Below are 25,618 nucleotides of genomic sequence, written 5' to 3'. Positions count from 1 at the left end.
TTTATTTTAAAAATTTTAGTAATTTGAAATTTTCAAAAAAAAATCCGCTTTAAAAGCGGATTAAAAAATTATTTTTTCTTTTGTTGTTGGGCTTTTTGTTCTTCGGCCTGTTTCATTACTTCTTGTAATTTTTGTTGAAATTTACCCATTTTTTTGGGTTCTTTCGATTTGTTTTCTTGAATTTGAGCATGAATTTTGTCGCTATCTACTATATAGTTTTTTATAACAAACATAATGGCAATGGTTATTAAGTTTGAAATAAAGTTATACAAACTCAAACCTGCACCATAGCTATTAAAGAATATTAACATCATTAATGGCGAAATATAAATCATCATTTTCATCATTTTGGCCATATCTGGCATGCCTTCTTGTTGTGGTGCCGCCATTTGTTGATCGCCAGAAGTCATTTTCATATAAAAGAAAATGGCAATGGCTGCAAGAATTGGAAACAAACTGACGTGGTCTCCGTACATTGGGATTGTAAATGGCAATTTAAAAATTTGGTCAAAAGAAGACAAATCGTCTGCCCAAAGGAAACTTTTTTGTCGGAGTTCAAATGCTGAAGGAAAAAATTGAAACGAAGCCATCAAAAAGGGCATTTGTATCAATGCTGGAATACAACCCGCCATAGGATTTACCCCCGCTTTGTTATACAACTTCATAGTTTCTTGTTGTTTTTTCATCGGGTCTTTTGCAAATTTTTCATTTAACTCCGTCAATTCTGGACGGAGTACTTTCATTTTTGCTTGAGATAAAAAAGATTTATAGGTGATAGGCGACATGGCCAATTTTATCAAAATAGTAAATATGATAATGGCTATTCCATAATTCATATAACCGCTTAAAAATCCAAATAATGGGGTAAATATCAATTTGTTGATCCAACCAATAATGCCCCACCCCATAGAAATGGTTTTTTCTAAATTTTGATTGTATGATTTTAATACTGCATAATCTGTTGGTCCAAAATACCAATTCATTTTATAATCTACTTCGCCATTTTTTACTACCAAAGGTAAATTGGCTTTAAATTGTTTGGTATAAATGGTATCTGTTTTTTCGTCCAAAACCAAATCATTTGATGTTAATTTTGACGTTTCAAAAGGTGTTTTACTTACCAATATCGACGAAAAAAAGTGTTGTTTAAAAGAAATATATGTTACTTTTTCTGGCGTTTCTTCTTTGTCGTGTCCTTGTCCTGTATAATTGTTTTTTCCTCCATCATATTCATAATTAATTTCGGTATATCTGTTGTCATAAGAAACACTTTTTTCATTGCGAAAAGTTTTCATATCCCATTGCAAATCAATAGGTTTTGAGGCATTAATTGTTTTGTTCAACCCTTTAGACTTAATGTCAAAATCAAGCATATAGTCGTTTGGTTTTAAAACATATTGGTATTCTAAATAGTCGTTGGCCCCTGTTTTCAATTTCATCGACAACACTTGATTGCTACCAATTTTGGTTAGTGTTGGTTCAAAAAACAAATCTTTTGTAGAAAGGGTTTTGTTATCTTGAGTAACAATTTGTAAGTTTAAGTTTGAATTATTATCTTTTATAAGTGAAACCATTTGTCCAGAACCTTTTTTGAACTTTTCAAATTTTTTCAAATGGGCTTCCGCAATATATCCTCCTTTATTGGCAATTTTCAGCGTCAAAACGTCATTTTCTAATGTAGTAAAAGTTTCTTTTGCAGAAGGCAATGTAGCCGAATAGGCAAAATTTCCAAGAGTGGCTTGCCATTTTTGTATTTGAGCAGCATTTGTAGCACTATCTTTTGCTACATCGGGTGCAGTAAAAGCAGCTGCTGTTGGGGTTGTAGCTTTTTTGGCTTCAATAGCTTTTTTGGCCTTTTCGGCAGCAATTTGCTCTTTTGTAGGTTGGTTTTGTATGTACATCCATGCCATAATAGCAAAAATCAATACAAATCCAATAATTGAATTATAATCTAGTTTTTTTTCTTCCATTTTGGTTTTTATATTTTAATTTTAAATTTTATGCTTTTTTGTTTTTGCTTTTCACGGTTGCTGCCACAAAATTCACAAATAAAGGATGTGGATTGGCAACAGTACTTTTATATTCTGGATGGTATTGTACCCCTATAAAAAAAGGATGATCGTCCAATTCTATGATTTCGACCAGCCCAGTATCTGGATTGATACCAGATGCTTTCATGTTGGTATTTTGCAATTTAGGTAAATAATCACTATTAAATTCATACCGATGGCGATGACGCTCTAAGATGTTTTCTTGTTGGTATATTTGATAGGCTAATGTGTCTTTTGTCAATTGACATTTCCATGCCCCAAGACGCATCGTACCTCCTTTGTCGGTTATGTTTTTTTGCTCTTCCATCAAATTAATAACTGGGTTTGATGTACCGTTATTCATTTCGGTAGAATTGGCATCTTTGATTTGCAAAACGTTTCTAAAATATTCAATTACAGCCATTTGCATTCCCAAACATATACCAAAAAACGGTAGTTGATGGGTACGAGCATATCGTACAGCCTCAATTTTTCCTTCGATACCTCGTTCACCAAATCCAGGAGCTACTAATATACCATCCAAACCTGATAATTTTTCGGCTACATTATTTTCGTCAATAAATTCGGAATGAACAGATACTACATTTACTTTGGTTTCATTGGCTGCACCCGCATGGATAAAAGCCTCTAAAATAGATTTGTACGAATCTTGTAATTCTACATATTTGCCAATAAGCCCAATGTTTACGGTATGTTTTGGGTTTTTCAAACGATGTAAAAAGATATTCCAATTTTTTAAATCGGGGGTGTTTTTTTGAGGTAAATCTAATTTTTTTAGAGCTACAACGTCTAAACCTTCTTGAAGCATGAGGTTGGGCACTTCATATATAGTAGAAGCATCAATAGATTGAATGACAGCTTCTCGTTTTACATTACAAAATAAAGCCAACTTTTGACGTAATTCGTCAGATAATTCATGTTCTGTTCTGCATACTAAAATATCTGCTTTGATACCGCTTTCCATCAAGGTTTTTACAGAATGTTGTGTGGGCTTGGTTTTCAACTCGCCTGCGGCAGCCAAATAGGGTATTAAGGTTAAATGAATCACGATACTGTTTTTTTCGCCTAATTCCCAAACCAATTGACGAACAGATTCTATATAAGGTAGCGACTCTATATCGCCAACAGTTCCTCCAATTTCAGTAATTACAATATCAAAATTTCCTGAATTGCCTAACAATTGCATTCTGTTTTTGATTTCATTTGTAATATGTGGTACAACTTGTACGGTTTTACCTAAAAATTCTCCCCTTCTTTCTTTTTCGATTACAGACAAATATACCCTTCCTGTTGTAACATTATTGGCTTGTGAGGTAGGAACATTCAAAAATCTTTCATAATGTCCTAAATCCAAATCCGTTTCTGCTCCGTCATCGGTTACATAACATTCACCGTGTTCATAAGGGTTTAATGTTCCTGGATCTACGTTCAAATATGGGTCAAATTTCTGAATTGTTGTACTATAACCTCTGGCTTGTAGCAATTTTGCTAAAGAAGCGGCAATAATACCTTTTCCTAATGAAGAGGTAACTCCTCCTGTTACAAAAATATATTTTGTTTGATTCATTTTTTAAATACGTTATGTTGTTTCGTTTTTTAAATTTTACATAAAAAACACGGCAAAAATACAACAAATTTTTTTAACTTTAAAATTTGAAATTTTTGCCGTGTAACATTTTATCCATTGGGTTTAGGATATTTTTTTTTGATATTTCTAATCAGGTCTTCCAATCCGTTTAATTTCAACTCATAAATAAGCTGTAATTGTTCGCCTAGTGTTCCTTTTGGAAAGCCTTTATTGTGGTACCAAACAATATAATACTCCGGAATATCAATCAAAAAACGACCTTCATATTTGCCAAAAGGCATTTTGGTATGTGCCAATTGTATCAATTTTTTTTGATTATCATCCATTTGAAAAATGATTTATTGCCAATTAAATGTTAGCTCTTTTTCAATATCTGGATGTAAACTCAACAAAACAGGACAATTCAGAGCCACCCGTTCTAAAATTGTACGTTCCTTTTCCGTTGGAGTTATGGGCATAGTCAATACAATAATTATTTTGCTTATTTTTCTGGGTTCGGCTTGCATTATTTTGGTAACATCGGCAGTGGCGTCTTTCAAATCTACATTCAAATCCTTCGATTTGATGGCCATAATAGATAGCATACAACTGCCCAAAGCATTGGCTAACAAATCCGTAGGCGAAAAAGCCTCTCCTTTTCCATGATTGTCTGTTGGGGCATCCGACAGTATAGTTGTTCCAGATTGCAAATGCGTTGAGGATGTTCGCAAATCGCCCAAATAAGTTACTTTTGATGTCATTTTTTATGGTGCTTCTGTAATTGTTAAATCATTGTTGTATTGTAAAATGAAAACGCCTTTGTTGATATAGCCTCCTGAAATTATTTTTTCATAATCAAATTTATTATCTATCTGAACCGTAGCATCATCATTAATAGAGGTTTCAAAATCTTTTTCTTGAGATAATCTTAAAAGGGTGTCAAACGTAATGTCAAATCCTCGTGTGGCATATTGATTAGGAAAAGTTTTATTTAATTTTTTGTATGCTCTTTCAAATTTCTTTGCATCTGCAGTTTCATTTTCCCTTGTCAAAGACGGATAAGTTAGTTGCAATTTTGTAAGTTTACTCATGGCAATTTCTTCAAAATTCAATGCTTTTGATTGTTCTAACATCACTAAACGTATTTGATATTCTGTTTGAAATTTTATCAATTGATTGACTAATGTCAATATCATACCGCTATTATCTGAAGCCATTACTACAAAATTGAGTTTGTCTTTTACCAACAGTGCTTTGATATTATCAGACACAACTGCTCCTTTATCTGACAAAGCTACTATTTTAGTTTCCTTTTGATTTTCAACAATATATTTTTTCAAACCTGCTTTTTTAGGATCAATTACTGCCAAAATATTGCCATTTTTTTGTTCCATATAATCATACATGGCATCTTTTATAAATGTAGGTGTTGGCATGGAAGCATACATGTTTTTGTAAGTACCTATCATTTCTTTTGATAAAGGCGAAATAACTGGAATATTGTCTTTTTCTAAAATGGATGCTAACTTTTCGGCATGTGCTTGATAAAAAGGGCCAATAATGGCATGTGCCGTTTTGACACTGCTTTTATTGGCTAAATTGTCAACATTAGAACTGTTTTTGTTTTCCTCTGAGTCCAAAATGGTTACATCTACATTGATTCCTAATGATTTAGCCGAGTCGATAGCCATCAAAGCACCAGAATAAAAATCCATAGTGAGGTTTAAAAATTGATCCTCTTTAAACTTTTTTTGAAGAACCGCTACAGAATCTGTTTTTATTTTGCTACTATTAAAAGGCAGTAACATCACTAATTTTTTCTTATCCAGATTTTTTAGCGTTGCTTTTAAATCCGTTTTATTTTTCTTAATTTCGTTTGCAAGGGTAGCCGTAGCAGGTATTTTCAATATCATTCCTTCTTTCAATCCATTGGCCAAATCAGGGTTCCAAAGTGTTAAATCATCTTGTTTGACACTAAATTTTTTGGACAAACTATATAAAGTTTCTTTCGATTTAACTTCATAATTTACCCATTTTATAGTTTCAGTTGGTTTTTTTTTTACATTAATTTCTTTAACCGTTTCTTGAATTTTTGGCAAAGTACCTTTAATCAAAAGTTTGTATCCCATTTGAAGTCCAGATACAATTTCTGGATTTTTGGCTTCTAGGGCTTCTACCGTTATACCATATTTTTTGGCAATAGAATATTTGGTTTCTTTTTCTAATACTTCATGATATACCGGTTTTTCATCATTGGTTTTGGGACTTTTTACCGTACTAGTCTTACTATTTTTTTTTGGAATATTAATTATAGAACCAATTTTCAATCCTTCTTTTTCTAAATTTGTATTTACTTTATACAGATCTTCTTCCGAAATTTCATATTGTTTTGCAATTCCAAAAATGGTTTCTTTAGATAAAACGGTATGCGTTTGATACGTCGTTTTAACGGGAATAACCTCATTTTTTCCAGGTTTTTCAAGTGCCGCCTTGATATTTGCAGACGAGTTTGGGATTAACAATAGGGCATCGGCCTGTAATCCTTTTTGTGCATCAGGGTTTAACTTGTAAATATCAAAAGGAGTTACATGATATTTTTGTGCTATTTGAGTAATGGTTTCACCTTGTAATACCTTATGTTTTACAATGTTTTGTGCAGAGGTTAAAAGGCTAATAAGTAAGCCAATAGTAAGGGCAAATTTTCTAAACATCTTATAATTTTTAAATCAATTAACGAATATCAAAAGTAGGTTAATTAATTTTAATTATCAAACAAATTAGTATTTCTTAACAAAATATTTCACCAACCATACCTTTCTTTAATATTTGTCAAAATTCAAATCCTATAATATTTATATTCATTTTTACTATTTATAATAAAATAATTGAATTTAATAGAGGTTAGAAGTATGAAGTATGAAGTTAGAGGTTAGAAGTTAGAGGTTAGAGGTTAGAGGTTAGAGGTTAGAAGTTAGAAGTTAGAGGTTAGAGGTTAGAGGTTAGAGATTAGAGGTTAGAGGTTAGAGGTTAGAGGTTAGAGGTTAGAAGTTAGAGGTTAGAGGTTAGAGGTTAGAGGTTAGAGGTTAGAGGTTAGAGGTTAGAGGTTAGAGGTTAGAGGTTAGAAGTTAGAGATTAGAGATTAGAGATTAGAGGTTAGAGGTTAGAGGTTAGAGGTTAGAGGTTAGAGGTTAGAGGTTAGAGGTTAGAAGTTAGAGGTTAGAGGTTAGAAGTTAGAGGTTAGAGGTTAGAGGTTAGAGGTTAGAGGTTAGAGGTTAGAGGTTAGAGGTTAGAGGTTAGAGGTTAGAGGTTAGAGGTTAGAGGTTAGAGGTTAGAAGTTAGAAGTTTGAGGTTTGAGGTTTGAGGTTAGAAGTTAGAGGTTATAAGTTTTGAAGTTAGCGTTTATTAGGCTCTCTGAAAAAAAATATTTTAAATATATTCTTTCAATCAATAGCCTTTGGCTTGAGCCAAAGGGTACTATTGTTGCATTATCAAAAGGCTTTAGCCGAAAAAAAGACGCAAATTTGGCTAAAGCCAATGACTATTCATTTATTACCTCAATTTTAATATTAACACTTCTTTTTAAAATTTTTTACTAAAATTACATACAATACATTTTATAAAAGTTTCCAAGTGGATTGTTATTACTACTACTTTTAACTTTTCATCAGCCCCTTATAATCTAAAAAAATCTTTGTCAAAGTTTTAAGTTTTACAAAGCTTAAGTGCAATTATTTCTATATTACAGTTAACTAAACAATATTGATACTAATATATTTATTTTATTATTTGGTATAAATTACAAAATAAAAATATAGAGTTATCCATTTAAATACTTATATTTGTAATAACTAAAACAATAGGCTATGGAACAATTCTTAGGTCAAGGAATAATAGAGTATTTTGATAAATTCAAAACAGATTTAGATTGTCTAGAATATCTAGCAGATCGGAAATGGTCAAACGGTTATAAGTGTGTAAAATGTGGCAATAGTAAATATAATGTTAGAAAAGCAAATTTTGCAAGAGACTGTAATAACTGTCATCACATCGAAAGTCCATCGGCTAACACTATGTTCCATAAAGTTAAATTTGGTATGAGAAAAGCTTTTACAATCGTTTTTGAAATGAGTGCAACCACAAAAGGTATTTCTTCAAATCAGATGGCAAAGCGATTAAATATAAGGCAATCTACGGCTTGGTTGTTTATGAGTAAGGTTAGAAAAGCAATGAAAAGTAGCGAGTGTTATCCCATTAAAGGTACTGCAATCGTTGATGAATTCGTTTTTGGTGGTAAAGAAACACTCAAGCAAGGAAGAAGTACAGATAGTAAGAAAAAGAAAATTGTGGCTGCAGTTGAAATAGATAAAAACGGTGGTGTAAAAAGAGCCTATTTTAAGCTAATAAATGATTATTCTTCGGTATCACTAGAAAAAATATTTGATGCACATATATCCACTGAGGCAAAAATAATAACTGATGAATGGACAGGATACAAACCATTAAAAGAGATGTATGATATAACCCAAATTAAGAGTAATAGTTCTGATTTTTTTGAGATAAATACAATTATACATCAAGTTAAGGCTTGGTTAAGAAGCACTTTCTCATGGATGCATGAAGAACATATTGAAAAATATTTGGACGAGTACAGCTACAGATTAAATAGATCAAATAGCAAACAAACTATATTTGATAACTTAATTAAAAGGATGGTAATTACTAAACCCCTTAAATATAGTGAGATTATAGTAAGTACCTAAACGGATAACTCTATAAAAATAATTAATGAGAAGTCAAATTATTTTTATTTATTATTTTACTAAGATATTTATTTATAAAATAAATTACTAACAATAAAAATATAATAAATGAGAAAAAAAATAATAAATCTATAAATATATTTTGGTCTTGATATATACTTTTATTTGAATCATTAGTTGAATAATTATTACTTTCTACCATAGGGTACAGTTTTGAATCATTAGTTGAATAATTATTACTTTCTACCTTAGGGTACAGTGTAGATATTGTTGAACTTTCCTTTGGATGAATTGTAATGTCGTTATCTTTTTTAAGTTCGTAACTACCATCTTCTAATTTATTATAATATTCATTTATAGACGCTTTTTCATAAACGCTTTTTCTTCTGTCAGCATCTCTTTCTACCAATTCAAATGGGTCTGGTATAATATCCTTTTTTTTACGGAAAGAAGGAACAGGAGGCATATTAAGAGATACTGGAGGCGGTGTTTTAGCCTGAATACCTTTATCTACATCTTCTACAATTGGTATGTTATCATAAATATCCAAATGAGCAGAATACACACTTGGCATTTCAAAATTATTTTCTTCCATTACTACTTGTTTATTATTTTTATTACTTAATAATTACTCCATTTTCAACTAAAAAAGATGTAAACAAAGAATATCTATAATATCCATTTGTTACAGCTTCAAAGTTTAATAGATATACTTTATCACCAACTTTTGGCTGTAAATCATTACTAGATTTTTCAAAAATCAAATTATCCTTTTTTTCTAAAAAAAATCGATTAACTATTTCTCCATTTTTTACTATTAGCTTATGTGTTAATGATTTGTATATAAAGACATCATCTAATATAAGAACATCATCTATAAATACTTTTGAGCCAATAGTTGAATTTAAACTTCCAACTATTTTAATTTTTTTATCATCAATTGTGTCTCTATAAATAATAATTTCACCCTCATTATTTTGAGTAAAATATTCCTTATTAACTTTTTCTTCTAATATATTTTTTTTATTTTCAAACTCTATTTGAGTTAAAAGATTATTATCAAATAATGATTTTAATTGTTTATACTCAATTGAATTTATAAGTAAATTTTTTATTTTATCTTTAACTATTTTATCATTTTTTTCACTAAATTCTAATTCAGTAATTAAACCTTTTTCTTTTAATTCAACTAAATTTTTTTGAGAAGTATCTAAACTTAAATTATATTCGTTATTTATTTTTTTTGCATTATATTCAGCAGAATTTTTATAATTATTAGAGTTTGAAATTGAAAAAATTAATATAAGAAACCATTGTATTGGAGCACAAATAGCACATATTGTTAAAAATATTTTTTGATTCTGACTAAAATCTTTTGACTCCCATACATATACAGTGGTTGCAAATATAAGTCCAACAATTAGACCTATATATATTTCATGTTCTACCATATTATTAATTTATTATTTATACTTTTCAGTTTCGCCCCGTTGATTATAGTGGTTTCTAGCCTCCACTTTTTTCCAATCCAAACTTGTTCTTTTTTATTTGCAAATTACTTGAAAAAAAACGACCTTATTATTTGGTTTTAAGTTCTAAAATATTTAATTTTGGTTCTAATTTGGAACTAAATAAGAAAAAAATGAAATCAAATGTTGGAGACAAAATTAGAAAAGTAAGAGAACTTAAAGGTTTTACTCAAGATTTTATGGCTGCCGAACTCAAAATGTCGCAACGGGCTTATAGCAAACTCGAAAACAACGACATCAAACTCGATTGGAATAGAATTGAAAATATTGCTAAAATCCTTCAAATTGAGCCTATCGACTTGGTTTCTTTCGACGATAGTTTGATTTTTAATAATTGTACCAGTTCTGGAAAAGCTCATGTTTTTAACAATAACTATTTCCCCGAAGAACTCAAAAAAAGCTATGAAGACCGCATCCATCATTTGGAAAACGAGGTCTCGTTTTTGAGAGAACTTATTCTAAAGTTGGAAGGCAAAGGTTAAAAGTTAGCGTATATTATACCCGCTGAAAAACGAACGTAAAAAAATGTTTTAAATATATTCTTGCAATCAATAGCCTTTGGCTTGAGCCAAAGGGTACTATTGTTGCCTTATCAAAAGGCTTTTGCCGAAAAAAAAGTGATCATATAAATTTAAGTATGCTCAATATTAAAACCTCTTGTTTTTAAACCTATAAACATGGTTTCATTATGCCCTTGTTCTCAATATGTACTAATGTTTTGAGTTTTGTTAAAAAAAATTAAACCAAATTCAAATTTTCTTTCTTTAATCGGGAGTAGTCTTTAGATTGTGTAAACTATACTATTAAAGGTTTAACCTTTACTAATATAGGTTTAACCTTTACCGATACAGGTTTAACCTTTACTAATACAGGTTTAACCTTTACCGATACAGGTTTAACCTTTACTTATACAGGTTTAACCTTTATTAATATAGGTTTAACTTTTATTAATATAGGTTTAACCTTTATTAATGCAGGTTTAACCTATACTAATGATGGTTTAACCCACACAAATATTGGTTGAAATAACTTCTAACTTCTATCATCAAACTTCTAATCTCTAACTTCTAATCTCTAACTTCTAATCTCTAACTTCTAATCTCTAACTTCTAACCTCTAACCTCTAACCTCTAACTTCTAACTTCTAGCCTCTAACTTCTAACTTCAACCCTTTCCATTTGGCACAAAAAAAACCGCTCTAAGGCGGTGTGTGTTAAAAGGCTACATTCCATCGGGGTAATTTGCCATGTACTTCAAAAAACTCTTGAAGTATTTGTGCTTCTAAAAAAGTTGGAATCACACGATTGTTGCTGTTAAAAGTGTCATACCAAAAAACTTCTAATGCCGTGATGTTTTCTTTTTTCATTTGGGTTGGCCAGGTATATTTTCGACCCGTTTTGGCAAATTGATGTCCGTTTACAATTTTGTCATACAAGCCTCCATTTTTGCTTTTGAGGCTTCCGTCGTTTTGAATAGTACCCGTAGAACCCACCATGATCAACTCTTTGTTGTCGTTTGACATGTCATAGACTATAAAAATACCATTATGATTTTCAGAACAATTGCATACATTTTCTAAATCATCTGTCAATTGGAATGTAAATTTATCTTGGACAATGATTTTTTCTAAAGCTTTATACATTTTTTTTTGATATTAAGGTTTTTGTTAAAAAAAAATAAACCCCGCAAATGTTATAAAAACTGCGAGGTTTACAATTTATTTACTTATGAGAACTGCAAATATATATGTTTTTTATAAATTTACAAAAAAAATATCATCGAATTATTGAAAAATGTCCTTTAGTTTGTCTGCCATCGTCTAATTGAATGGTAAACCAATAGTCGTCGGCAGGCAATGGTTGCCCGTTGAAGGTGCCGTCCCAGCCTATTGCATTGGGCAAAACTTGGTATATCAACTTGCCATATCTATCAAAAATATAAATCATGGCATGTGGATAATATTTGGAACTAATGCCTTTGATTTGCCAAGTATCGTTGATGCCATCGCCATTTGGCGAAAAGAATTTTGGTATTTCTAACACCGTAATGTCTTTTTTTACTACACCACAATCATTTTTAATGTCTTTGATATAAACAATATGAGGGCCACTGGCCACGGGACTAAAAAATGGCAACACTTGATAATTATTTTCGTTGTCTAGTGCATATAAATAACTTCCTACTCCTGTAACTACAACCTCAACTGTGTTGGTATCGGTCAAATCAGTAATGTTAATCAATTGGATATGAGCTATGTCCGAAGCGTCTATATAAATGGTTCGGGTACTGTTGCAATGCGTGGAGCTTACTTCTACTCGGTATTCGCCCGTTAGGCTTGCGTTGATACTGTAAGTTGTATTGGGCAACAAGGTGTTGTTGTAATACCATTTGTAGGTATAATTACTTTCTGGGCTGCCGTCTTGCAATCCTGCATTTATTAAGGCTACATCGTTGGGTCTGTTCAAACAAATTTTGGCATAATCGGTAGTTTTGATTTTAGGTTTTGAATAGACTTTTAATGGCAAAATGGATGTTGCCATGCAAATGGGATTCAAATTATTTGTAACAACGATTTTGATATTTTGTGTACCCGATTCAAATGGGCTATTGAGATTGGTAATCAACTGGTTATTAGCATCAAACAACTGAATGCTCATGCCTGTTTGATTTCCTAAAATGGTATTGGCTACATTTGAAAGATCAAAGGGATAAGTACCGTTTTGACTCAAAGGGTCTGTTTCGTTATCGCATTTTTCAAAATCAGACCAATTCAAAGGGTTGATTATTGGTTTTTGATCGACAATAAAAGTAATTAATGCTTCATCAAAACAGGGGCCATCTGATGCTTCACTATTGGTATTGGCCAAATGGACTTTGATGGTTTTGCTGCCATTTACCAACAGTGGATTGGTAAGGGTAATGGGGTTGTTGGCAGCATCAAAATAGGTGAACGTTTTATTAGTTTGTCCTGCCAAAATGGTGGATTCTAAATGAGTGATGTCAAAATTTTCAGCTCCATCGTTGTTGTTATCGCATTGTCTGATGGTGTTGGTTGCATTTAGCGGATGCACTACAGGAAGGGCTTCTACGTGCAAGGTTACAAATGGGCCAAAGGCAAAACAACCATTGTCAATAATACTATCAACACGAAGATAAATTTGCTGCAAATGGGCCATTGTATTTCTAAAATGACTGATGTCTGTTATAGGGTTTTGCTCTGCCGAAGCATCGGCCTCGGATGCATAATATTTAATAATGTAATGGCTAAGAGGTGTGGGCAGTTGGCCTTCGATAAAAGTTTTGTGAGCCGAAAAATCGAACATGGCAAATCCATCTATGGCAGTTGATACTCCTGCTACTTCGTCGTCGCATTTGGTAAAATCCTGATGTCCAGTAGCAATATTGATTTGAGTTACCGTTACTGTCAAATGCAGTTCGGCAATCTTATAGCATAAGTTGGCATTTTGAACCCTTACAAATACCACTCCGTTATTGCTACTTATATAAGCCGTTGGATTGTTGATTTGTACGCTTGCATCGTTGGTATTGGCTCCATCAAATGTGGTAAAGTAACTAAAAGTTTCGTTATTGGCATTAGCCGAAATAAGGGAATTGATTTCAGTCAAATTAAACGGAGCAAAACCATCGGGTGTATCATTATCACATTGTTTCAATTCTATCGGCGATGTTAAAACGGGCATGCTATACGTAGTTAGTAAAACTTCGTTGGAATACAATCCGCAGGTGTTGCCATTTTTATTAATAAAAACACGGTATTTCCAACCGCTCATCGAGGGCAATACAGGATTGAGGTGCAAGGTATTGGTGTTGGCTCCAGATATAGAAGTGCTATTTGCAACAGCCGTCCAGCTGATGCCACCATTGGTAGAAACCTCCCATTGATAGGACGTTACAGCATTGGTAACTACACTAAATGTAGCTTCTTGCATTTCGCAAGATGTAAAAGCTAGAGGTTGTGTGGTAATAGTAATAGGAGCAGCAATAGCATAGTTTGCTTGTGGTGTGGTATAGCCAGTGCCGCTGGTAACAACTCCCTGTCCAGATACAATGGGTGGGGCGGTATTGCCTAATAAACCATCGTGGTTGGGATCGGCAAAACCCGCTTCGACTACATCAAAACAACCATCGGCATCTGCATCTAAATCGATAAAATTCCATAAATTGTCTGCATCAATATTGGCAAGTGTATAATTGAGTAATCCGCTTTCGGATGCAGTTTCTACGCTGTTGGACAAACCATTTGCTCCAAAAGAGGCTGCATTTCCGTCGATAATCCCATTTAGATTGGCGTCTATTGCTGTACTTCCCGATTCGACCAAATCATAAATACCGTCGTTATCAGCATCCAAATCAAGGGCATCTATTACTGCATCTGCATCTGTATTGGCAGGAATTAATCCATTTCCAAAAACATTGTCAATGCCATCTTGGTTGGTATCCAAGTGAGTTAATGTTAAGGAAGTTTCGCCTTGGGCTTCTATAAAATCTGTAATACCATCATTGTCGCTGTCGAAGTCTAGTGCATCTGCTATGCCGTCTGCATCGGTATCTTTTGGTACACATGTGGCTTTGATTACAAATGTTGCCTTGTTGTCTTGTGTGTCTGATAGATTGATGTGTTTGAAAATCAACGAATCGGTTTGATTTGTTTTGAAACTAAAAGTACCCGTTCCAGGAGCGAGTGGCACGTTACTATTGAGTTTGAATCGAATTTCAAACGACGAAAATTGGGTAATACCACTGTCGTAAATGCCATCATAATTAGTATCAATAAGTAATTGATCGGTAGGATTTAAAACGGTAATGGTTTTATTGGTAGGCGAAATCAATCTAAATTCGGCACCATCGTTTAATAAATCATTGGTATTGGCATTATTAACATATTCTAATGATACAGACATGGGTTGTGTCATGTTTTGAATGGTATAAGTCAGGCTGTTGCCTTTGCCCATAGCCACATGACTAACAAAGGTACCCTGATTGTTACCTACTAAATTGCCAGGAGTGCCTGTATTATTAAAAGTAGCAATAGTGGTGGTATAAGTGTTTGAAAAAGTATTTTGATTGATGGTAATTGGTGTGTTCAATTGGGATAAATCCAAATTCAAATCGCCAAAGGATTCCATACAATTGGTAATTCCATCTTGATCCAAGTCTAAATCGATATTGTCGTTTGTGCCATCGGCATCGCTATCATCGGCACAATTGCTTACAGGAATATCGTCCGAAACCAAATTAGGCACGTTGCAACCGTCTATCACGGCACTCACATGATAATAGCCTGGAGTGGTGGGTTGGTAGCTAGGGTTGGTTTCGTTTGGCAAGGCAACATTGTTTTGATACCATTGAAAATTATCAAAAGGCGATAAAGAATTTACATTCAAAAGTACATTAGGAATACAATTGGATTGGGTAATACTAATTTTGTTTAAAGCCACCTCGGGCGTAAAAGTAAAACCCGAATAAAACCCACCATAAGTAGCGGCACCACTAGAGCCAAAATAAGACAAATATACTTGTTTTGTAGAAATAGCTGATACATTTCCCGTTAATCCTTCAATTTTATAGGTAACAAAATTACTGTTTCCCATTACTGGAAAAGGTCCCAATTTTGTATAAGGCAAATTGGCAAAAGTATAACTGACACCATCGATGATAAAACTCAAATCGGCATTGGTTTCAGTTACTATAAAAATAGAAGCAGTAAAATCCGTCAAATCGCTTACTTCATTTATTTTAGGAATATTATTGATGATTTTGGGGGTTTGACAAGACAATGGCGGTACAAAGTGCATGTTTTGGTTGGCTTGCTGGTTTGTTCCTCCAATACCTTGATAAGCAAAAACATTTTTAGACGTTTGCACGTACAAATTGCCATTGGAAGAAAAATTGGTACCGCTAAGGGCCAAATATTGCCCAGCATTTAGTGTTGCCACGGGCGTAGCAACCCCATGCAGCCGCACCTCGGTATTGTCTTCGTGTGCCACAATAAGGGGGCGTTCCATCACATCTAGTCCATTCCCTTTGATAAAAATATATTCCTGCCCCGTGCGTTCGGCAGATACTATTTGATCCATTCCTAAATCCATGTTAGACGAGTTACCATTACTCCCTGCAAATGAGCCACAATTCACAGCAATCGGCTTGTCGGAGGTAATAGAAGCTCCTATCAAACCATCTTTGTTGGCTTGTGTAGGCCCTTTTACAGCAATAGCAAAACTGTCGCCTCTATTCAAAACCACAGGAGCAGGGTTGCTACCCGCAGCGGCATTATTGATCAAAACAACCCCTTGCTTGATGTCGGCAAATGATACCGTGGTATTGTTTTCGGTGGCTAATATAGTGGCAAAAGTATAATGATTGTCTGACGTATTTGCAACTCCCGTATTGATAAAAGCCCCTATGCGGTAATGGGTTCCAAGTGCCGCAAGCCCTTTTGAAACAATGCTTCCCGCTTGATAATTTTGTGGAGTAGAGGTCAATCGGACGGTAACATACACCAAATCTTCGGCCTCGATGATAAACCCTTTGTTGTGTTTGATACTACCCACATCATCAGATTTGATCAGCATTTGGGTATCTATTCCCGAACCTAAATTGTAAACAAATGGGTTGTCTCTACTTGTAGTACCTGAAATGACTTGACCACCAATTTTAGTAATTGTAAATGCAATTGGCGTTGTACTAGGACAAGAAATATACATCGATTGCCCTTGGGGTACTTGAGAATCTGAATTGGAAACTGGCGGAATATAATGTGTTTTGCTAAATTGAGAAAAAACATTGAGAGTGCCAAACAATACAATCAGTACGAGGCTCGATTTTATAGTTTGCTGCCAAAAAGATTTGATTTGATACATCATGTAAAATTATATAATTGGATTCAACGAATAAAAAAAATGTTTCAAAACCATTCCAATACCTAATTAAACTAAGTGATGAAATGATAGAAACTTCAGAACAATTGCCAAATTTATAAATATTGTTTAATTAATTGAAATAAAACAAATTAAATTCTATTTTTTTTCAATAATGAATAAATAACCGTGTCCAAAAATTGTCCATTATAAAATTCGTTTTCCAATAAATGAGCCTCTTTTACAAAACCATTTTTTTGCAATACTTTTTCAGATGCCAAATTATCTGGGGCAATAATCGCTTCTATCGAATGCAATTGCATGACATCAAAACCATAATCAACAACCGCTTTTACGGCCTCGGACATCAAACCCTTTCTAGCAAAATCTTCTAAAAGCATGTAACCAATTTCTGCCCTTCGGCTTTCTGTTTTGATGGTATAATGGCCAATAATGCCTATTACATCCGAAGACTCACGTAAGGTAATACCCCAATTGATCCCTTCATTGGCCTTGATTCTGTCGTCTATCAATTGAATATGTGCCCTTGCTTCATCCAAGTTTTGAAGCAACGGCCTTGGAATGTACTGCATCAAAACAGGATTGCTTCGTAGGGCTAAAATACCCGCTGCATCATCAGAAGTAAGCCTTCGCAAATGCAATCGTTTAGTATAAATTTCGGGAAATGGCAAAAATTCTAAAATCATTATTTGAATCGTGTATTAATTTATCTAATTTGTAGCTCATTATTTTGCTCAATCTTTTTCAATCTTTTCAATCTTTCAATCTTTTCAATCTTTCAATCTTTTCAATCTTTCAATCTTTTCAATCTTTCAATCTTTCAATCTTTCAATCTATTCAATCTTTTCAATCTTTCAATCTTTTCAATCTTTCAATCTTTTCAATCTTTCAATCTTTCAATCTTTCAATCTATTCAATCTTTCAATCTTTCAATCTTTCAATCTTTCAATCTTTCAATCTTTCAATCTTTCAATCTTTCAATCTTCCAATCTTTCAATCTTTTCAACTAAAAAAATCCAACTCTATAACACCTCCACTTCAAATGAAGCCTTAAAAGCTTGGTTGGGTTTTAAAATAATTATACCTTCTTTTTCAAACAAGTTGCCGGTACAATTTGGTGTATCGGCATAGCCAAACCAAGGTTCGATACATATAAATGGAGCATCAACTTTGGTCCAAATGCCTAAATCTGGAAAATCAGTGTAATCCAATTTTAAAAATGGAGTGCCATTTTCAGTAATTTGAACACTTTTTGAAGGTATATTTTTAATTACCAAGGCATCATTTTCAAATAAATTATAATTCAAAGGCAGTTTTCCTTGATCCAGCTGCAAAGTTTTAGTAGTATTTGAAAGCAAATCGTTGTCTAATAAAAAAGTTGTTAAACTTGTATTTTGCTGAAAATCCAGACTATAATTTTCAAAATCCAAAGGCAATGCAAAAGCAGGATGCCCCCCAATACAAAAAGGCATTGGTGTTACATCATTATTTAAAACATGATAGCTTACAACCAATTTGGTAACTATTAATTGATATGAGATTTCAAACAAAAATTGAAATGGATACATTTGTTGGGTTACCTCATTGGCTTGCAGCACAAACACAATACAATCTGATGCGTGTGATTTGATATCAAAAACATAATCACGAGCAAAACCATGTCTTGGTAATTTGAATTCTTGATTATCAATTGTATAAGTATTGTTTTTTAAAGTACCCACTATTGGGAACAACACAGGTGCATGTTTTGCCCAAAATTTTGGATTACCCTCCCATATATAATTACGTTCTTTGTAATACAAACCGCACAGCTCTGCACCTTTACTTAATAAAGCAGCCGAAATATAGTCATTCTTGATTGTAATATTCATTGATTGAAAACTTTTAATTGATTTCAAAAGTAAACAATAAAATGGAAATGCAAATAAAATTAGAAGTAAAATGAATTATGCTTATGATGTTTTTAATTCATATTAACAAAAATTTGAAAAAAGTTAGTTGATCCATTTTATGACTGTCCATAACGCATACCAAAATAGATAAAATATTTATACCAAATATATTTATAAAATAGTCTAAAGATGCGTAGTTATTTTTTAGAAAAAATTTTCAAAAAAAATCGTTGCATAGCTGGGCTACGGAACTATTTTTTATTGACTCATTTTAGCAAAAAATAACAAGTATATTGGACTATTTTATATGTATATTTGGTATTACTTTACCTTTCTGAGCTTTGCATGAAATAGAACTGGTAACGACGCAGTGCCGAAAAATAAAGAAAGAATCAAGCTTGATAAAAATAATTAAAAACTAACTTATCATTGATCAAATAATAGCAGTTGCAGATACTCATAATCCATTTTTAGAAAAAATACATAGTAGTTTATCATCTTTTTTTGAGCTACGTATTGTAACATTTTCATTTTTTTGAAGACAAACAACTAAAATTATAAAATAACCTTTAAATTTGTATTTATTTCACAAAATTTAAAAAAAAGACAACCTAATTTAAACATTTTAAGATGAAAAACAAAACAATCAAAATCTTGTTGGCATCAGCCCTTGTATTTGGTTTTTCGAGTAGTAGTTTATTAGCTCAGAGTACTGAAAATAAAGTAACTACAACAAATAAATACAATTATAACGATGCATTTGCACCGTATTTTTATTCTAAAAACGGAACCGATACCCGCTCGGCAAGCGGACAACCTGGTCCAAAATATTGGCAAAACCGTGCTGATTATCAGCTTACAGCTGTATTGAATGACCAAACCAACGAAATAACAGGAACCGAAGTTTTGACTTACACCAACAACAGCCCAGACAAGATTTCGTTTTTGTGGCTCAATGTCGATCAGAATTTATTTAAATCTGATTCACGAGGCGAGGCGGTAATTCCAACAACAGGTAGTAGAAATGGCGACAAAGGACAAAATTTTGAAGGCGGCCATCGGATTAAATCCTTAAAAATTTCCTATTCTCAAAACGGGAAAACAGTAGAAAAAGAGGCTACATTTGAAATTACCGATACCCGAATGAAAGTAAATTTACCTCAAGAATTGGCTGCAAACGGAGGAACTATCAAATTGAAAATGGAATTTTCGTTTATTTCTCCAATTTACGGGTCGGACAGAATGGGGGTTTTAGACACCAAAAACGGAAAGGTTTTTACCATTGCCCAATGGTATCCTAGAATGTGTGTATATGACGATGTAAAAGGCTGGAACTCCCTACCCTATTTAGGTCAAGGAGAATTTTATTTAGAATATGGCGATTTTGATGTAATGATAACAGCACCCGCCAATCATATTGTAGTAGGATCTGGAGAATTGATAAACGCAAATGAAGTATATACATCAGAACAACAAAAAAGATGGGCAAAAGCAGCACAAAGTGATGAAACCGTGATGATTAGAACAGCCGATGAGGTTACCAATACAAACTCTCGTCCAGCTGGAAAAACCAATTTGACTTGGCATTTTAAAATTAAAAATTCAAGAGATTTTTCTTGGGCTTCGTCTGCGGCATTTATTATAGATGCAGCAAAAATCAATTTGCCAAGTGGCAAAAAATCATTGGCCATATCGGCATACCCAATAGAAAGTAATGGCAAAGATGCCTGGAGTCGCTCTACGGAATACACCAAAACTTCTATAGAAAATTATTCTAAACGTTGGTTCGAATACCCTTATCCAGCAGCAACAAATGTGGCGGGTAATGAAGGTGGTATGGAATATCCTGGCATTGTTTTTTGTGGTTGGGAATCAAAAGGAGAAAGTCTTTGGGGAGTTACCGATCATGAGTTTGGACATATATGGTTTCCTATGATTGTGGGGTCAAATGAAAGACTATTTGCATGGATGGACGAAGGATTTAATACTTTTATCAACTCTATTTCGTCTGTAGATTTTAATAAAGGCGAATACAAAGCTGCAAAAGAAGATGTACAACAAATGGCAAGTGTATATACAAACGATCAAATTGAACCCATTTTTAGTGCACCAGACAATTTGAAAGAAGCCAATTTAGGCATTTTGGCCTATATGAAACCTGCTAGAGGCCTTACGATGTTGAGAGAAGAAGTTTTGGGCGAAAACCGTTTTGATACTGCTTTCAAAACCTATATAGCAAGATGGGCTTTCAAACATCCAACACCAGACGACTTTTTTAGAACCATCGAAAATGTTTCGGGCGAAGATTTGAACTGGTTTTGGAGAGGTTGGATTATCAACAAATGGAAACTAGACCAAGGAATAAACAAAGTAAGCTACGTGAAAAACGATCCTAAAAAAGGAGCCATCATTCATATTGAGAATTTTGAAAAAATGCCAATGCCAGTTACCCTCGATATTAAAACAAAGGATGGTAAAACAAACCGTGTAAAACTACCAGTTGAAATTTGGCAACGCAATACCTCATGGGCTTTTAAGCACCCATCTAACGAGGAAATTGAGTCGATAACCATTGATCCAGACCACAACTTACCCGATGTAAATCCTAATAACAACGTGTGGACAGCTGCTACAGCAACCGTAGAAAAAGTTGTAGTTTTGGATCCCTTTTTTGGAACATTTTCTAACAAACAAATTCCAATCAAATTTACATTTGTAGAAGAAAATGACCAACTTGTAGCTAAAGTAACTGGGCAACCCGACTTGGTACTTGAAGCTACAACTCCAGATCATTTTAAAGCAGCAGAGGCACCAGGAATTGAATTTAATTTTAATGCCACCAAAACCGAAGTAACCTTTGTATATAACGGAAAATCATTTGTGTTTACAAAAGAATAAAACACACTATTACAAACTACAAAAAGGGACAATCACCACGTGTGTTTGTCCCTTTTTTATCCAAAAAAAATACTATGTTGTTTTTAATATTTAACCCATATTATAGACTTCGTAATTTGGTATAAAATAAATAATACAATTATTCTTGTGTTTTTTTCAACATATTATAAACATAAAAACCTAAAAATGAAAAATACATTTTAGGTTTTTATGTGTTTTAAAAAAAAAGAGAACTCGTTTTATGGCAAGAGTTCAAATGTACTTTTCAAACGCAAATCAGCTGCAGATGCACCTATCATGATTTCAAAAGTGCCTGGTTCTGCAACATATTGTAAATCAGCATTATAAAAAGATAATTTTTCTTTATCTATTACAAAAGAGATTGTTTTAGAAGCTCCAGCTTCCAAGGTGATTTTTTGAAAATCTTTAAGTTCCAAAACTGGCCTTACCACAGACCCAAATTGATCTTTGATATACAATTGCACGATTTCGGTTCCAGCATATTTTCCTGTATTTTTGATGGTAGCCTGAACCATGATGCGGTCATTTGTTGTAATTTTTTGGGTAGATAATTTCAAATCGCTATATTCAAACGTAGTATAACTCAAGCCATAACCAAATGGAAACTTTGGCGAATTTTGTAAATCTATGTAAGCTGATTTATATATCTTATCGTCATCCGATTTAGCAGGTCTTCCGGTACTGAAATGGTTGTAATAAATCGGCACTTGCCCTTCCGATCTAGGAAAAGTTATGGGTAATTTTGCAGAAGGATTATAATCGCCAAAAAGGACATCGGCAATGGCATTTCCAGCTTCGGAACCAAGCCACCAAGTATATAAAATGGTTGGCATATTGTCTGCAGTCCAATTAAAAATTAACGGTCTGCCTGCATTGATCAACACTACTATGGGTTTACCCGTTTTTTGCAATTCCATAATCAAATCTTCCTGTACACCAGGCAGTTGCAAACTGCTTCTGCTTTTGGCTTCGCCACTCATATTGTGTTTTTCGCCCACACTCACCACTACTACATCGGCTTGATGGGCAACGGCAATGGCCTCTTCAAACCCAGATTTGTTAGTGGATAAAACATCACAACCTTTTGCATACAAAAGTTTGGTGTTTTTACCAACTTTTCGTTGCAATCCTTCCCATTGCGACACAATATAGGTAGAATCTACATCTTTCAAATCAACAGCCCAAAAACCATGATTATCCCTTTTGGATTGTACCATTGGGCCAATAAAAGCAATGGTTTTTAAATCTTTGGACAAAGGCAAAACTTGTTTATCATTTTTCAATAAAACAATACTTTTAGCAGCCACTTCTCTAGCTATTTTTGTATGTTCTGGATTATTGAGTGCTTTATTTTGTCGTTCTGGATTACAAAATTTAAAAGGATCTTCAAACAAACCAAGTTCCATTTTTTTTCGCAATATACGTCTAACAGCATCATCAATAAGTGCTATTGGCACTTTGTTTTCTTTGACTAAAGTGGCCAAATGGCCAATGTAGGCACTACTTTCCATATCCATATCGCTACCGGCTAACAGGGCTTTTTCAGCTGCTTGTTTATAATCTTTGGCATATCCATGAGCCACCATTTCGCCAATAGACCCCCAATCTGAAACTACAAAACCTTGAAACTGCCATTTTCCTTTCAAAATATCTCTTTGAATATGCTTGTTTGCAGTAGCTGGAATTCCATTTATATCATTAAAAGCATTCATAAATGTAGCGGCTCCAGCATCTAAAGCAGCTTTAAAGGGAGGTAAATAGGTTTCCCACAACATGCGTTCGCTTATATCTACAGAATTATAATCACGTCCGCCAACGGCAGCCCCATAAGCTGCAAAATGTTTGACACAGGCCATAACCGAATGAACATCGCCCAAATTGGCTTGAAATCCTTTGACTCTTGCAAACGCAATTTTGGAACCTAAATAAGTATCTTCGCCAGCACCTTCCATAACACGCCCCCATCGAGGGTCTCGAGAAATATCTACCATAGGAGCAAACGTCCAATGAATACCACTTGATGCGGCTTCTGTGGCTGCTACCCTAGCCGACTTTTCGATGGCTTCTACATCCCAACTTGCCGCTTCGGCCAACGGAATTGGAAATGTAGTTTTATAACCATGAATGACATCTAACCCAAAAAGTAATGGAATTTTCAATCGAGATTGCATGGCCAGTTCTTGATATTGTCGGGTATATTGTGCCCCTAATATATTAAGCATCGAACCTATTTTTCCAGCCTTGATTTCCTCCTTTTTATTAGGATTTATTGTTAAAGGGCCTGTTAGCGTATTATCGCCCGTATATTGATTCAATTGACCAATTTTCTCCTCGAGAGTCATTTTGTTCATCAGATCTGCTACACGTTGATCAATACTTTTTTGTTGCGAAAAAGTTGCCATTGTAGCAAAAAATAACGAAAGAACAGCCGTTTTCTTCATTTTATTTATTGTTTTTTAGTTTATTTTATTGCAATTTCTATTATTAATACTAATTTAAAACTTTGAATTTTAATATTTTAATATTTAAACCTTATTTTTTTAAAAAACTACCGTTTGAATACTATGGGGCAAAATATCGAGAGCCACAGCACTTGCACCAATACACAAATAATACTGTACATTTTGATTGGTTTCATTCATTATAATGGTAGTCAATTTGCCGTTTGGATTCAAAAATGAGGTTGTAAGCAGTTGGCTTCTACTAGCAACACTGCTTACTCTATGAGCATTTTTATCAATAAATTTTGAAAAATGTCCCAAAAAATAATAACTTGGTGTATAAATTAAATTGCCAGACTGACTATCGGCATGGATTGGAGCAAAACAAAAATTTTGAACATGATTTGGCCCCCCATTTTCGTCTAATAAAATATTCCAATCTGTCCAGCCCACCGTTCCATTGTTAAAATCATGAATCATAGACCTGCCATACCGTTCACCATTTGCCCACAATTGGTACTTTGATGGATCAAAACGCTCCACACAACCTTCCGTAAACATTAAATTTTTGTTTGGATACAAGTCGTTTACATGCTTAATGTTTTCGAACATTGGGTTGCCCCCACTCCAATTTTCGTACCAATGAAAACCAACACCCCACGCATATTGGCTGGCTTTACTATCGCTTAAAATTACATGAGCTCTTTGTGAAATCAAATCTCGATTATGATCCCAAACAATGATTTTCTTTTGTCCTAAGCCTGCTTTTTTTAGCGTTGGCCCCAAATAATTTTTCAAAAAATCACGTTCCTCTTCAGCGGAATATATACATGATTCCCATCGTTGTTTGGCCATTGGCTCATTCTGAATAGTTAAACCCCATACATTTAAACCCTCATTTTGAAGGGCATTGATGTATTTTACATAATAATTTGCCCACGTTTGATAATATTCTGGCAATAATTTACCTCCCTCTAACATGCTTTGATTGTCTTTCATAAATGCTGGTGGCGACCACGGACTTACATAAAAAGTATAGGAATTGCCAATGGTTTGTAAGGCTCTTTTGAGCAAAGGCAGCCTGAATTTTTGGTCGGGTGCTAGGCTAAAAGTTTTTAAATCTTTGTCTCCTTCTTGAACATAAGTATAGGAATGAGAGCTAAAATCGCAACTGTGCATGTTGGTTCTTACAACTGTATAACCAATACCTTTTGTTTTAGAGAAATATGCCTCTAGCAATTCTTGTTGTTTATCTGGATTCAAACGAGCAAAAACCTCAGCACTGGCATCGGTTATGGCGCCACCAATTCCTAAAAATTTTTGAAACTTTTTTTCAGGATTAACAAAAATACAAATTTGAGTTTCCAAAGGTTGCTTCATTGTTTCAAAATGGTAAATTTTGTCATCTTTTGACAATCGTAATAGACTGTTGTCTGCAGATGTATATACCTCAACAGTTCTATTATTTACAGAAAAAGTAGAGGGATTGGTGTTTTTTTTATTTTGAGAAAAAACAAAAAAAGTTGTTAATAAATGTACAAAAATAGTTATTTTTTTCAT

16 protein-coding genes are annotated in these 25,618 nt (G+C 33.6%); 3 read left to right on the top strand and 13 right to left on the bottom strand.

The window, feature by feature from the left end; translation table 11 throughout:
• Positions 1-68 precede the first annotated feature (68 nt).
• The 5 genes from yidC to FBFL15_RS06775 all read right to left on the bottom strand — a co-directional run bounded on the left by yidC (position 69) and on the right by FBFL15_RS06775 (position 6,329).
• Positions 69-1,970 (bottom strand): membrane protein insertase YidC, encoded by a 1,902-nt coding sequence (gene yidC / locus FBFL15_RS06795; protein ID WP_014083883.1) that lies wholly within the window; start codon positions 1,968-1,970, stop codon positions 69-71.
• A gap of 28 nt (positions 1,971-1,998) precedes the next feature.
• Positions 1,999-3,618 (bottom strand): CTP synthase, encoded by a 1,620-nt coding sequence (locus tag FBFL15_RS06790; RefSeq protein ID WP_014083882.1) that lies wholly within the window; start codon positions 3,616-3,618, stop codon positions 1,999-2,001.
• A 110-nt stretch (positions 3,619-3,728) separates the two neighbouring features.
• Positions 3,729-3,965, bottom strand: coding sequence for a DUF3820 family protein (locus FBFL15_RS06785; protein WP_014083881.1), 237 nt, complete (start codon positions 3,963-3,965; stop codon positions 3,729-3,731).
• Between the two features lie 12 nt (positions 3,966-3,977).
• Positions 3,978-4,379, bottom strand: coding sequence for an OsmC family protein (locus FBFL15_RS06780; protein WP_014083880.1), 402 nt, complete (start codon positions 4,377-4,379; stop codon positions 3,978-3,980).
• A gap of 3 nt (positions 4,380-4,382) precedes the next feature.
• Positions 4,383-6,329 carry a LysM peptidoglycan-binding domain-containing protein gene (locus FBFL15_RS06775; protein WP_014083879.1) on the bottom strand — a complete coding sequence of 649 codons (1,947 nt, stop codon included), beginning with the start codon at positions 6,327-6,329 and terminating at the stop codon, positions 4,383-4,385.
• Positions 6,330-7,481: 1,152 nt separating this feature from the next.
• Between FBFL15_RS06775 and FBFL15_RS06765 the strand changes: the two genes are divergently transcribed.
• Complete coding sequence (locus FBFL15_RS06765) at positions 7,482-8,378, top strand: IS1595-like element ISFbr1 family transposase (RefSeq protein WP_014083878.1); 897 nt, start codon at positions 7,482-7,484, stop codon at positions 8,376-8,378.
• A gap of 22 nt (positions 8,379-8,400) precedes the next feature.
• Here the strand turns inward: FBFL15_RS06765 and FBFL15_RS06760 are convergent, their stop codons facing one another.
• Together FBFL15_RS06760 and FBFL15_RS06755 are read right to left on the bottom strand one after the other, a co-directional pair.
• Entirely contained in the window at positions 8,401-8,973 is a 573-nt protein-coding gene (locus tag FBFL15_RS06760; RefSeq protein WP_014083877.1) for a hypothetical protein, read from the bottom strand.
• A gap of 22 nt (positions 8,974-8,995) precedes the next feature.
• Positions 8,996-9,829, bottom strand: coding sequence for an SHOCT domain-containing protein (locus FBFL15_RS06755; protein WP_014083876.1), 834 nt, complete (start codon positions 9,827-9,829; stop codon positions 8,996-8,998).
• A gap of 191 nt (positions 9,830-10,020) precedes the next feature.
• On the opposite strand from FBFL15_RS06755, the gene FBFL15_RS06750 reads away from it, so the two are divergent.
• A complete protein-coding gene (locus tag FBFL15_RS06750; protein WP_014083875.1) occupies positions 10,021-10,389 on the top strand; it encodes a helix-turn-helix domain-containing protein in 369 nt (122 codons plus the stop codon).
• Positions 10,390-11,120: 731 nt separating this feature from the next.
• On the opposite strand, the gene FBFL15_RS06745 is transcribed toward FBFL15_RS06750, so the two are convergent.
• The 4 genes from FBFL15_RS06745 to FBFL15_RS06730 form a co-directional block, all read right to left on the bottom strand.
• On the bottom strand, positions 11,121-11,549 hold the full coding sequence (locus tag FBFL15_RS06745; protein WP_014083874.1) for a hypothetical protein: 429 nt from the start codon (positions 11,547-11,549) through the stop codon (positions 11,121-11,123).
• A gap of 133 nt (positions 11,550-11,682) precedes the next feature.
• Positions 11,683-16,791 carry a T9SS type B sorting domain-containing protein gene (locus FBFL15_RS06740; protein WP_083839242.1) on the bottom strand — a complete coding sequence of 1,703 codons (5,109 nt, stop codon included), beginning with the start codon at positions 16,789-16,791 and terminating at the stop codon, positions 11,683-11,685.
• Between the two features lie 146 nt (positions 16,792-16,937).
• On the bottom strand, positions 16,938-17,492 hold the full coding sequence (locus FBFL15_RS06735) for a GNAT family N-acetyltransferase (protein WP_014083872.1): 555 nt from the start codon (positions 17,490-17,492) through the stop codon (positions 16,938-16,940).
• Positions 17,493-17,828: 336 nt separating this feature from the next.
• Complete coding sequence (locus FBFL15_RS06730; RefSeq protein ID WP_014083871.1) at positions 17,829-18,677, bottom strand: aldose 1-epimerase family protein; 849 nt, start codon at positions 18,675-18,677, stop codon at positions 17,829-17,831.
• A gap of 651 nt (positions 18,678-19,328) precedes the next feature.
• Between FBFL15_RS06730 and FBFL15_RS06725 the strand changes: the two genes are divergently transcribed.
• Positions 19,329-21,596, top strand: coding sequence for a M1 family metallopeptidase (locus FBFL15_RS06725; protein ID WP_014083870.1), 2,268 nt, complete (start codon positions 19,329-19,331; stop codon positions 21,594-21,596).
• Between the two features lie 239 nt (positions 21,597-21,835).
• Here FBFL15_RS06725 and FBFL15_RS06720 read toward each other — a convergent pair whose 3' ends face one another.
• Together FBFL15_RS06720 and FBFL15_RS06715 are read right to left on the bottom strand one after the other, a co-directional pair.
• Entirely contained in the window at positions 21,836-24,058 is a 2,223-nt protein-coding gene (locus tag FBFL15_RS06720; protein ID WP_014083869.1) for a glycoside hydrolase family 3 N-terminal domain-containing protein, read from the bottom strand.
• Between the two features lie 99 nt (positions 24,059-24,157).
• Entirely contained in the window at positions 24,158-25,618 is a 1,461-nt protein-coding gene (locus FBFL15_RS06715) for a glycoside hydrolase family 30 protein (protein ID WP_014083868.1), read from the bottom strand.

Source organism: Flavobacterium branchiophilum FL-15, assembly GCF_000253275.1.
In the GTDB taxonomy this organism is placed as follows: Bacteria; Bacteroidota; Bacteroidia; order Flavobacteriales; family Flavobacteriaceae; genus Flavobacterium; species Flavobacterium branchiophilum.
Note: the sequence above shows the minus strand (reverse complement) of the source record. Positions and strands in the feature narration are given on the sequence as shown.